Here is a 12,973-nt window from a genome sequence, read left to right on the forward strand (position 1 = left end):
GCACCTTGATCGGTATCAAGTCAGACCACGGCGGTCAGGTGCGGGTGCGGCGCGCCTCCGGATTGTGGCCAGCGCCGGATCTCGCCGTTCACGGACAGCATGGCATGTCCGCGCCCCCCGGCGCGGTCCACCGCGCGCAGGCGCAGCGCCTGCCCGTCGAAATCGGTCAGGCCGAGATCGGCGGGCATGTTGTCCGTTTCGAGCACCTCCCGAAGCAGGCGCAGGGCGATGGTCTGCCCGGCACGCATGTCGCGCAGGTTCTCGGACGGATAGTAGCCGCCAGACGCCAACCGCGCGAGCGCGATATTGGCCACGGCCAGATCCGCCTGCCGGGCGAGGTCGACCTCGGCGGGGCGGCTGCCGGCGATGCGCACCGGGCGTGGCACGGTGTCGAAGACCGCCTTGACCAAGGTGGCAAGTGCGGCCGCCACGGTCAGGTGCAAGGCCAGATCCGCGGGCAGCGGCGGCAGGGTGCCTGCGGGGCACAGCGGCAGGAACAGGCTGACCTCGGTCCGCTGCGGGCCGCGCCGGGCCCGATTGGCCAGCGTCATCCAATGCACCAGCCCCGGCGCATGGTCGTTGAGCATCTCTGCCACGGCGTCGAGGCTAGGCACGGTGCCGGGGCCAGTCGTCAGCGCGACCGACAGGCGCGCGCTGGTCACCGCTGGGCGGGTCAACCGGTCCTGACGTCCCGCCTGCAGCAGCGACAGGTGGATCGCCTGACGTTCGGCCTCGGCCATCAGCGCGAACAGATCGCCGCCGCGCCATCCATTCAGGCCGGGGGATAGCGCCGCGCCGCGCGCCAAAGCCGCAAGCGCCGCGTTGTGAAAGATGCGCGCCGGGGGCGTCCTTTGCAGGTGCCGGACAAGATCGGTGCAGCGGGACACGGTCGGACCGGTGGGCGGCTGTCCGGGCAGGCGCAGCCCGGCGCCACTGCGCGCCGCGCACCAGCCCAGCCAGCGCGACATCGGGGCGTCGCGACCGGGCAGCGGTATGTCGATGGTGCCGCCGGGACCGACCGCGTGGTCCTGCGTCACAAGGCTGGACAGGCCCGTCGGGGTGTCATCGTGCAGTCCAAGGATCGCGAGCCTGCGCAGCACCAGCTGGTCATCGCCGTTCAGGCGGGCGGCGCGCCGGGCGGCGACGTCGGATGTCAGCCCACGTCCCGCGGCAGCGGCACCATACCAAGGGAGGTTGCGCAATTCGCACAGCAATTCGTGCAGGCTGACCGAAGTACGCCGGTCGATCCGCACCTGTGCATGCGGATCGGTCAACTGGTCCGGATGCAGGTCCTGCACCAGCCCGAAAAAGAACAGTTCGGCCATTTCGGCGGCCTGTTCCGCCACGGAGCGGCGCGGGGCCGGTCTTGGGCAAAGGTCCGGCAGGCCGGAGCAACCGGCCCCCCCGCCCTCGATCACCTTGAATCTGGTTTCCTGAATTGTCCCTGTCCGCATTGCGGTGCCCTCGGAGTCATGTCGCTTTTCTTCGCCTTAAACCCGGCGCACGTTAACCAATCGCTAGGCAGAGCATGCGCACACGGTGTGATCGCAGCGCAAAAGCAGCGCAAACCGGGCGTGAAAGCATGGCGGAAATTCTGGTGATTTCAGGCTGGGCGCGTAAAATTTACGCAAAAGCCGGTCAGGGCAGGACCAAAAGGCCGGAGCCGCACAGGCCCCGGCCCACTCGTGACACGCACGGGTGACTGCACCCGTGCAGCACCATTAAACCTGTCAGGATTGCCCCCCAAGGTCCGCGCCGATGGGCGCGCAGGGCGGTCTCGTGTTGTCAGGGATAAGACCTGCAAAAGGTTGCAAACCTGTTTACGCGCGCCGCGCCATTGCGAAGCCAAGGGTCGCGCTGGCGGTCTAAGCCAGAGTTCACCTTTTTTCGTCCCTAACCACGCCACAATCATCGTGTCTTTGAACCATCGGGGCGGTCTGCCTCAACAACGGCACAGCTGCGTCCGTCTCGTGGATCGTGCTTCGTTAATTGGTAAGGGATGCTGGAATGGCAACGTACACGGTCACGTCCTTGAACTGGAATTCCGCCGCTTTCTGGAGCGGGATCACCGAAAGCGCTGGCGGGCATACGCTTGATTTTTCGGCATTGGGGGCGGGCTATACCGTCACGTTCAATGAAACGCTGGGCGAGATCACCCTTTCGGACGGGGCCACGCTGTTTCGCATAGGCGATACCGGGGCTGCCGGCGGCCCCTACGATGCCACGCTGGGCGGCGCGACGCTGGTCGAGTATTTCGATACGGTGATCGGCTCTGCCGCGGGGGACACCATCACCTCGGGCACCGGCGATGAAAGCGTCGCCTCCGGGGACGGCGCCGATATCCTGTATGACGGCGCGGGCAACGATACGCTCGACGCGGGGACGGGCGATGACACGGTCTACGCCGCAGGCGGCAATGACAGCATCGTTGCGGGGGACGGCAACGACGTGATCTTCGTTGGCGACAATGACGGGATCGACACGGTCGAGGGCGGGGCGGGGCAGGACACCCTGCATGTCGGCTTTACCGCCGGGGCCGAGATCATCCTGACCGGGTCGGGCGCGGGCACCTATTCGGATAACGGTGCGACCGGATCGGGGACCTTCACCGGCATCGAGGTGATCGATGCCACCGGTGCAGCGGATTCGATCAATGCCGGGGCCGATATGGTCGGGCTGGAGATCTTCGCCGATGGGGGCGACGACACCGTCATCGGCGGCAGCGGCAACGATACGCTGATCGGTGAGGCGGGCAACGACTCCATCGAGCTGGGCGGCGGCGCGGACATGGCCGTGGGCGGCACCGGCATCGACACGATCACCGGTGTCGACGGCGCAGATTTCATCAGCCTCGGGGAGGGCGACGAGTCCGTCGCGGCAACCGGCGGCAACAACACGATCCTCGGGGGCGAGGGCAACGACACGCTGAGTTCGGACACCGGTGCCGATCAGCTTCAGGGCGGTCTGGGCGACGATGTCCTCACCGCCAGCGGCGGCGACGACACGATCGGCGGTGGCACCGGGGCGGACAGCATCGCGGCTGGCGACGGCGCCGATCTCGTGGTGGGCGGTTCGGGCCGGGATACGATCGACGGGGGCGCCGGGAACGACACGATCTACGGCGATGACGCGGATACGGGGCCGTTTGCCGGCACCCTGTCCAGCTTCAGCTTCGCCACGATCTCTGCGAATGGCGACACCGGGACCGGGACCATCGGCCAGTTCGCTGTCTACGACAATGTCGGCACAACCGATCAGGGCGTGGTCATTCAAGCCCGGATCACCGTCATCGACGCCGACGATCCCGGCATCGACCTGACCTTTGGCACCAACGTGGTCTACCTGAACGCCTCCGGCGAGGCCGTTTCCGGCACCGGTGTCAGCCTGTCCATCGAGTTCTTCGATCAGGCGACCGGAGAGCCCGTCCAGATCAACGGGGCCTTCACCTTTCAGGACATCGACACCTCGGCGGAAAGCGTCACGGCCTATTCATCCGATGTGGACAGCGTCTCGGTCTCGTCGTCGCCCGCGACCAACCTGACCGTGACCGATACCGGCGAGCAGATCACCGCCGCCTCCGACGCCACCTCGTCCGGCGATTTCGACCAGAACCATTGGGCGCAATTCACCTATACCAACCAGCACGAGCTGGTCTTCGTCATCACTTCGCGCGGGGTGGGGACGAATTACAGCGTCAGTGACACCCCCTTCACCAACCCGCCCACCACCATCGCGACATCGGCCGAAAGCCAGGATGACAGCGTGCTGGCCGGCGCGGGCGACGATCTGGTCTACGGCATCGACGGCAATGACACGCTGCTGGGCGGCGATGGCAGCGACACGCTCGAAGGTGGCGCGGGCAATGACAGCCTGCTGGGCGAAGCCGGGGACGACCTTTTGCAGTTCCGCTCTGAAAGCGGGGATGACATCGTCGTCGGTGGCGAGACGGGCGAGACGGCGGGCGACACGCTGGAACTGATCTCGACCAATGGTCTGGGGTTCAACGTGCTGTATTCCGGCAACGAGGCGGGCACGGCGACCAATGACCTGACCAAGGTCACCTTCTCGGAGATCGAAACCGTCACCGTCACCGAATTCGACGACACGGTCGATGCCTTCGTGTCGACGCAGGCGGTGGACGTGTCGGCGCTTGGCGGGGATGACAGCGTCATCGGCTCGACCGCCGCGGACACGATCAGCGGCGATGCCGGCAACGACACGCTGCGCGGCGGCTTTGGTGCCGATACGATCAGCGGCGGCACCGGCAATGACCAGATATACGGCAACGAGGATGGCGACAGCCTGTCCGGCGGCGATGGCTCCGACAGCCTGTATGGCGAGGCGGGCAACGACTATGTCGACGGCGGCACCGGTGACGATACCGTCGAGGGCAACGAGGGCGACGACACGCTGGTCGGCGGCGATGGCAACGACTGGATGCGCGGCTCGTTCGACAACGATATTCTCTACGGCGGTGCGGGTGACGACTATCTCTGGGGCGGCTGGGGCGACGACACCTTCGTCATCGAGAACGGCTTTGGTAATGACACGGTCGATGCCGAGGGCGTGGACGAAACCACCGGCGACGTGCTGGACCTGTCCGCCGTCACCGACGATCTGACCGTCGACCTGACCAATGCCGATCCCGAGATCGGCACCGTCAGCGATGGGACATCGACGCTGAGCTTCAACGAAATCGAGACCATCACGCTGGGCGGGGGCCGTGACACGCTGGTTCTGGCGGATGGCTCTGGCGGGGACGTGGTCAGCGCCTTCGACATGACCGACTCGGGCGATGGCACGACGAATGACCAGCTCGACGTCTCTGGCCTGACCAGCGATGGCGGCACCACGCCGGTCACCACCGACGACGTGACCGTCACCGACGATGGCAGCGGCAATGCCGTGCTGACCTTTGCCGGGGGCGAGGCGATCACGCTGATGGGGGTCGCTCCGGCTGCGCTGTCGAGCCCGGCGGCGCTGGAAAGCATCGGCATCCCGCCCGCCGCCCCGGCGACCCATGCCGACCTGTCCCAGTTGATCTATTTCGGCAATTTCGCGCAATTGGACACGGACGAGGGCGTGGATGGGTTCGAGGGCAGCACGGCCCCGATCGTGGGAACGACCCTGAGCGGCTCGGCGGCGAATGCCAATGTCGTCACCTTCTCGTACAATGATGCGGACGGGGACGGCAACTTTGCGGCTGACCATCTCACGGCCTCGGTGGAAAACCTGATCGTCGACGGCGTGGCGAGCGAGATCGACGAAATCATGCTGGCCACGATCCGGTTGACCTATCCGGATGGCAGCACGGCCACGACCAGCGTCATCGCCTACCAGCTTGTGAATGGTGATTTCTATCTCGGGGATTTCCTCGACCGGATCGAGGGCGAGACGATCCAGTCGATGGAAATCCTGTCGCTGTCCGATACCTCTGATATCGGTCCGCTCTCTGACTTTCAGGGCAACGCCACCTATGACCTCGATGCCATCACCTTTGTCGATGGGCCGGTGGACGGAACGGCGGGCGATGATGTCATGGGCGTCGGCTATACGGACGCGCAGGGCGACATCATCGACGGTGCCGATGGCATCGACGACACGATCTATGGCTATGGCGGCAATGACAGCATCATCGGCGGGACCGGGAACGACACGATCGACGGTGGCGCCGGGCAGGACACGGTGTTTGGCGGGGACGGCAATGACAGCCTGACCGGCACCGGAGGATACTATTACGGCGGGGCCGGGGACGACACGATCGACGTGTCCGGTGTCACCTCGTCCGAAGGGTTGCCCTACATCTATTCCAGCGGCGGGTCGGGCAACGACTCGATCATCGGCAGCGATTCCGTGGACGACTACGTCTACGTCACGGGTGGGAGCGATACCATCGCTGGCGGCCTCGATGGTGGGGTCGAGGGCGACTGGGTGAACTTCGATGCCACCGGCTCGGCGGTGTCGGTCGACCTCGATGCAGGTACGGCGAGCTATACGGGCGGAGCGGCGGCGCTCAGCGATATCGAACATGTCGATACCGGCGACTTCGACGACACGATCAGCGGCAGCGCCGAGGCCAACTTCATCGAATCCGGCGCCGGGGCGGACTCCGTCTCGGGTCTGGGCGGTGACGACATCCTGCGCGGCGGCGATGGCGACGACACACTGCGCGGCGGCACCGGGGCCGACCGGGTGCACGGTCAGGGCGGGGACGACCGGATCGTGCTGGAAGATGGCTTTGGCAGCGACACGATCACCGGCGGCGAGACGACGGAGACGACGGGCGACACGCTGGACCTGTCGAACCTGACCGTCGATACGACGATCGACCTGACCGATGCCAATGCCGAGACCGGCAGTGTCAGCGACGGCACCGATACCGCCGGTTTCATCGAGATCGAGACCATCACGCTGGGCGGGGGCCGTGACACTTTGGTTCTGGCCGACGGGTCGGGCACGGATACGGTCAGCGCCTTCGACATGAGCGACTCAGGCGATGGCACGACGAATGACCAGCTCGACGTCTCTGGCCTGACCAGCGATGGCGGGACCACGCCGGTCACCACCGATGACGTGACCGTCACCGACGATGGCAGCGGCAATGCCGTGCTGACCTTTGCCGGGGGCGAGGCGATCACGCTGATGGGCGTCGCTCCGGCTGCGCTGTCGAGCCCGGCAGCACTGGCCAGCATCGGCATCCCGCTCCCGGCTTCGGGCAATTTCGTGGTCGAGGGCACGGCGGGCGCGGATGTGATCAACACCGGCTATGTCGGCGATCCCGAAGGCGACCTGATCGACAATCTCGACCATTCCGATGGCACGAACGCCGACAGGGTCGTGGCCGGTGCGGGCGACGATTCGATCGATGCGGGGCTTGGCGACGACACCATCCTCGCGGGCGACGGCGATGACGAGATCTTCATCGATGTCACGCTCGACAATGACAGCATCGTCGGTGGCGAAGGCGGCGAGACGCAGGGCGACCGGATCAACTTCTCGACCGTGGCGGATGACATCACCATCACCTTCAGCGGGGCCGAAACCGGCACGCTGAGCGATGGCACCAACACCACGACCTTCGAGGAAATCGAGCGGTTCCAGATGGGGACCGGCAATGACAGTGTCACAGGCTCCGACGGGTCCGAGCACATCATCGGCAATTTCGGCAGCGACACGATCCTTGCGGGGGGCGGCGACGACACGATCTTCTCCGGCTTCGACAGCGACAGTGTCGAAGGCGGGGCGGGCAATGACAGTCTCGTCACCTCGACCGGCGCCGATACCGTGGCCGGTGGCGCAGGTAATGACGATATCGACCTTGGCATCGGCGATGGCGAAAGCGACCTCGTCATCCTGCGCGATGGCGACGGCAACGACACGGTTAACGGGTTCGAATCCCCCACCGATCTGGGTGGCGGGGCCTATGCGGGCAACGACCTGCTGGATGTCAGCGGCCTGACCGATCTGGCGGGCAATCCGGTCACGACCGAGGATGTGACCGTTACGGACACCGTCGGCGACGGGTCCGGCGATGCGATCCTGACCTTCCCCAATGGCGAAAGCATCACGCTTGTCGGGGTTCCGCCCGCCGAAGTCTCGGACCCGGCGCAGCTGGAGGCGATCGGCATTCCGCTTTTCACCGGCAACCTGATCGTCGAGGGCACGGCTGCGGGCGATTTGATCGACGCCACCTATCTGGGCGACCCGGACGGCGATCTCGTCGACAATGGCGATGGCATCGGAGGGTCGGACGGCGACAGCATCACCGCCGGTGCAGGCGATGACACCGTGCTGGCCGCCGAGGGCGACGACACCATTCTCGGCGAGGCGGGCGATGACTCGCTCGGTGGCGGGGCGGGCGATGACAGCCTGTCCGGCGGTGACGGGCGCGACACCCTGACCAGCGATGCCGGGGCCGATACGTTGGACGGCGGCGCGGACGAGGACTTCTTCGTTCTGACCGACGGATTCGGCGCGGATTCCATCACAGGCGGCGAGACGGGCATCGACAGCGACACGCTCGACACGAGCGGGCTGACGGCGGCAGTCTCCGTCACTCTCAGCGGGGACGAGGCCGGCACGGTCACCGATGGCACCGACAGCGCGACATTCGCGGGGATCGAGGTGCTGCAGCTCGGCGCGGGCGCCGACAGTCTCGATGGTGGCGCGTCGAGTGCCGGAGTGACGGCGCTTGGCGGTGCGGGCAGCGACACGCTGACCGGAAGCGACGGCGACGACACGCTGGACGGTGGCGCGGATGCGGACAGCCTCACCGGCGGGGCAGGGGCCGACAGCCTGACCGGCGGCACCGGGGATGACACCTTGACCGTCGGTTCGGGTGATACGGCGCTGGGCGAGGATGGCGACGATACGTTCTTCGTGAACGCAGCTGATATGAACGGCGCGGCGTTGACGATCACCGGCGGCGAAACCGGCGAGACGGTCGGCGACACGCTGAACATCACCGGACCGGCGACCATCGCGATGACCGGCGCCGAGGCCGGCACGGTGACGTGGCTGGACGGCTCTGTCCTGACCTTCTCCGAGATCGAGACCATCAACTATACGCCCTGCTTCACGCCGGGCACCTTGATCAAGACCGCCATCGGCGAACGGGACGCGGCCGAGATCACCCCGGGGGATATCGTCCTGACCCGCGACAACGGCTACCAGACGGTTCGCTGGGCCGGGGCGAAACGCCTGACGGGCCTGCAATTGCAGGCCAATGCGGCACTACACCCGGTGCGGATCGAGGCTGGGGCGTTGGGGCGCGGCATCCCGGACCGGGACATGGTCGTCTCGTCGCAACACCGGGTGGTGATGTCGAACGCGGCCATCCAGTTGCTGTTCGGCGAAGACGAGGTTCTGGTGGCGGCGACCTATCTCGTGGGACGACCGGGCATTACGCGGATCTGCCCGGAGGAGGGCGTGACCTACGTGCATTTCATGTTCGACCGGCATGAACTGGTGATGTCGGACGGGACGTGGACCGAAAGCTTCCAGCCGGGCGATTTGTCGCTGGCGGGCCTCGACGCGGATCAGCGCAGCGAACTGCTGACCCTGTTCCCGGACCTGTCCGAAACCAGTGGGCGGCGGGGATATGCCTCGGCGCGCATGTCGCTGAAGGCCTACCAGGCGCAGCTTTTGTCCGATGCGTGACCGCAAGTAGGATGGGTGCGCACCCATCCTACCTCAGCCCAACCGCTGCAAGAGCGCGCGCGAGGGTATCCCGTCCACCGGCAGCCCTTGGGCGGCCTGATAGGCACGGATCGCGGCCTCGGTCTTCTTGCCGATGACGCCGTCGGGCGTCCCGGCATCGAATCCGCGCCGCGTCAGCGCGCGTTGCAGGGCCTTGCGATCCTCCAGCGTCAGACCGTGGCGATCAGGCCCGAAATCCGCGCGCAGCGGTCCACCGCCCCCCAGACGCTGCGCCATGTAGCCCACGCCCAGACCGTAATTCTCGGACGGGTTGTAGCGCAGGATCATATCGAAGTTGTGCGAGACCAGAAAAGCCGGCTTGTCGAGGCCCATCGGTGCCAGCAGCGCCGCATTGCCAAGGTCGGGCAATCCGCCGCCTGTCGCCGCCCGGAAACCGGCATCGCGCCAAGCGCTGGTGCTGCGTCGCGCGCTGCGTCCCACGGGGCCGGAATAGCCGTCAGGCACCCGGACCTCCAAGCCCCAAGGAAGGCCGCGCCGCCAGCCTGCGTTCGACAGGAACCGCGCCGTCGTGGCAAAGGCGTCGATCGGATCATCTGACCAGATGTCGCGCTTGCCGTCGCCGTCGAAATCCACCGCGTGCTGCTGGTAGGCGTTGGGGATCAGCTGTGTGTGGCCCATGGCCCCGGCCCAACTGCCGACCAGCTGATCGGGGCGGGCATCCCCCGTTTGCACGATGCGCAGCGCATCCATCAGGTTCGCTTCGAAGAAGCGGCCGCGCCGCCCTTCCCAAGCGAGGGTCGAGGTCGCCGAGATCACCGGGATCTTGCCGCGCTTCGTGCCGAAATAGCTTTCCAGCCCCCAGATCGCGGCGAGGATGTCGGCCGATACGCCGTACCGCGCCTCGACCTGCGCCAAGGCGCGTTTCTGGGCGGCATAGGCGCGACGGCCGAACACCACCTTTTCGTCCGGGGCCACGATGGCGAGATAGTCCTCGAGCGAGCGTTTGAACTCGGTCTGGTTGCGGTCGCGCTCGATGACGCCGGGCAGGAACCCCTGCCCGCGAAAGGCGGCGGTCAGCGTCGCCTCGGTGATGCCCCGCGCCTTTGCGCGTTCGCGAAAGGCCGCAACCCATGCATCATAGGCGGGATTGGGCTGTGGGCGCAGGCCGGGGTCCAGTGTGGGATCGGGCCGCGCAACCCGCGGCGCGGTCGTGCCAGCCACGCAACCCGACAGGCTCGCCGCCGCAAGCCCGAGGCCAAAGTGTCGTCGTGTCAGCTGCATGATGGCCCCTCTGCCGTTTTGGCAAGAAGGCTAACGCGAGCGTCCAACCAGTGGCAAGATGGCGGGCAACCGTGCCGCGCCTTTGCCGGTCACGTATACGCGATGGCGTAGGCCGCAATCGCCAGCACGGCAAGCAGTACGATCGGGGTCCAGATTCGGTTGGCCCACGGCGTCGGTCTGAAACAGTAGGGACATTGGCTGACGCCGTATCGCAGGTGATAATTGCACTTGCACCGAAAAACCCTGATTGCCACTCATATTCTCCCAAGCCGTCTCTTCCCCCGTGCGAATTGCGAAAAGAAACGCGGGGCGTCACGAACGTCGTCCGTTGCAGGAGTGCAGCGCGACCCGGACACGTCCTGCTGCGGCCTTCCCGGCCCCAGCGGCGACGCGTCGCAATCGCGGAATGTGCAACGTTCCAAGCCTGTTTCTTTTCCAGCCGTTCAAAACGCCCGGGTGCGGCATTTTCAGGCAAAACGGTGCGGAGCGCAAGTCCGATGAAACCTTACGCAACGGCGGGTTCACGCGCACGCAATGCAGGCGGGGTGTGTCTCGGGTGCTGACAAGGACAAAGCCTCCTTGCGGTCGGGTTCAACGCAGGTCACGATCTGTGCCAGATTTCAGAGGTTTGCGATGACGACGATTTCCATCCGCGAAGCCGGTCCGGACGGGCTGCCGGGACTTGACGACCTGTTGACCCGCCACTGGCAGTTGATGCGGTCGCAAAGCCCCGAAGACAGCTGCCACGTCTTGTCGGCCGAGGCCCTGCGGGCCAGCGGTGCACGTGTGTTCGGCCTGTTCGAGCAGGACAGGCTTGTCGCCACCGGCGCGCTGAAGCCGCTTGGACCGGAAGGGGTAGAACTGAAATCGATGCATGTCGACCGCGACAGGCGGGGGCAGGGCTTGGGACGGGCGCTTCTGGACCATATGCTGGCGCAGGCCCGCGACATGACCGTCGCGTCGGCATGGCTGGAAACCGGCTCGGCGGAGCCTTTTGCCGCGGCGCGCGCCTTGTACCAACAGGCCGGTTTCGTGCCGTGCCCGCCCTTCGGCGACTATGTCGAAGATCCGTTGAGCGTCTTCATGACCCGGGCGCTGTAGGCGCGCAGCAGTCCTGCCAGCCGCCTGACAGGGCGGGTGTGCAGACATCACCGCCTTTCCGCCTGCGGCCTTCTTGGGGCAAGATGTTGATATCGCGGTGCAACTGTCATGATCCGCGCCGGCAGGCTGGCACGTTGACAAGTCGGGCCGATTGTCTGATACCAAGCCCTCAGGGACGGGCCGTTAGCTCAGCTGGATTAGAGCAGGGAACTTCTAATTCTCAGGTCGGGGGTTCGAGTCCTCCACGGCTCGCCACTCCCTCGATCTTTTCCTGTGCGTCTTGGGGCGCGACCGGGTCCGCGTCTGGCTGATCGGGACGTGCGCGACGGGTCAGGTTTGCCGCTTGCCGTCGCCACGCATGGCGCGGGATAGACGGCGGATACGGATTGCGCGGTTGAGCTCTCCGCCGAAGATCAGGACCAGCGCAGCGAGATAGAGGAAGTACAAGGCCGCGATGATCCCCGCGAGCCCGCCGTAATAGCTTGAATAGGTGGCGAAATGCGCAAGGTAAAAAGAGAACGCCGCCGTCAGCGTGATCCACGCGCCGGTCGTGAACAGGACGCCGGGGTAGATCGACGAAAACCGCGTGCGGCGCGCTGGCAGGAAGACATGCGCCAAAAACAGCGATGACACGAGGATGAAGGCCGCCGTCGGATAGCGGACAAAGCGCACCGTCACCGACGCCGGATCGAAGCCCGGCACCAGCACGTGCAGCCACGATCCGGCGCGCGGGGCCAGCACCAGCAGGTATCCGACCAGAACCAGCACGAGGCTGGCGATCACGACCATCAGCGCCATCAACGGATACAGCACGTACCACGCACGGGTCTCTCGGACACCGTAGGCCCGGTTGAGCCCCACCCGGACGCCATCGACCCCGCCAAGCGCGAACCAGATGGTCAGCAGGATACCGGCGGACAGCACGCCGCCGCGCTGCACCGTCATCACCTGTTGGACCTCTGACACGATCGGTTCGATCAACGCCGCCGGAACGATGGCGATGAGGAAGGAGATCAGGTCTTCGGCCATGCTGCGGCTGCCGACGAAAGCCGTCATGGACGAGGTAAAGATCAGAAAGGGAAAGACGGCCAGAAGCACCCGAAAGGCCACGTTGCCCGCCAGCCCGAAGGCATCGTCGCTCCACAGGCGCAGACCGGCTTCGCGGAGCACGCCCCAGACGGCCTGCCACCCGGTGCCGCGCAGCAATCCTTCGGGATTGTCCGTCACGATCCCGTGGGTGATGACCGCGTCGCGACCCGCTTCGGTCGGAGTACGTTCAGCCATTTGGCGTTCCTCGCTTCAAACCAAGTCGCTGAACCTCTTGCGGTCCGCGGCTTGTGCAGCGTCCGCCAAAGCGCGTCCGGAGGACACAGGTAGGTCAATGTGACCTTGCCATCAACTCGCCGCGCGCGGTTCGTCTGACGGACCCTTT

Annotated in this window: 5 protein-coding genes and 1 tRNA gene; 3 read left to right on the forward strand and 3 right to left on the reverse strand. The window is 65.9% G+C overall.

What is annotated here, in order from left to right; translation table 11 throughout:
• Positions 1-20: 20 nt before the first annotated feature.
• Positions 21-1,454 (reverse strand): hypothetical protein, encoded by a 1,434-nt coding sequence (locus D8Z78_RS09715; protein ID WP_121630606.1) that lies wholly within the window; start codon positions 1,452-1,454, stop codon positions 21-23.
• A 553-nt stretch (positions 1,455-2,007) separates the two neighbouring features.
• Between D8Z78_RS09715 and D8Z78_RS09720 the strand changes: the two genes are divergently transcribed.
• A complete protein-coding gene (locus tag D8Z78_RS09720; protein WP_121630605.1) occupies positions 2,008-9,159 on the forward strand; it encodes a Hint domain-containing protein in 7,152 nt (2,383 codons plus the stop codon).
• A 33-nt stretch (positions 9,160-9,192) separates the two neighbouring features.
• On the opposite strand, the gene D8Z78_RS09725 is transcribed toward D8Z78_RS09720, so the two are convergent.
• Positions 9,193-10,440: a lytic murein transglycosylase gene (locus D8Z78_RS09725; protein ID WP_121630604.1), complete on the reverse strand. Its 1,248-nt coding sequence runs from the start codon at positions 10,438-10,440 to the stop codon at positions 9,193-9,195.
• A gap of 633 nt (positions 10,441-11,073) precedes the next feature.
• Between D8Z78_RS09725 and D8Z78_RS09730 the strand changes: the two genes are divergently transcribed.
• Both D8Z78_RS09730 and D8Z78_RS09735 read left to right on the forward strand, forming a co-directional pair.
• Positions 11,074-11,541 (forward strand): GNAT family N-acetyltransferase, encoded by a 468-nt coding sequence (locus D8Z78_RS09730; RefSeq protein ID WP_164932936.1) that lies wholly within the window; start codon positions 11,074-11,076, stop codon positions 11,539-11,541.
• Between the two features lie 177 nt (positions 11,542-11,718).
• Positions 11,719-11,796, forward strand: a tRNA-Arg gene (locus D8Z78_RS09735).
• Positions 11,797-11,871: 75 nt separating this feature from the next.
• On the opposite strand, the gene D8Z78_RS09740 is transcribed toward D8Z78_RS09735, so the two are convergent.
• Entirely contained in the window at positions 11,872-12,825 is a 954-nt protein-coding gene (locus D8Z78_RS09740; RefSeq protein ID WP_121630602.1) for a YihY/virulence factor BrkB family protein, read from the reverse strand.
• Positions 12,826-12,973 lie beyond the last annotated feature (148 nt).

Source organism: Tropicibacter alexandrii, from assembly GCF_003667315.2.
GTDB lineage: Bacteria > Pseudomonadota > Alphaproteobacteria > Rhodobacterales > Rhodobacteraceae > Tropicibacter > Tropicibacter alexandrii.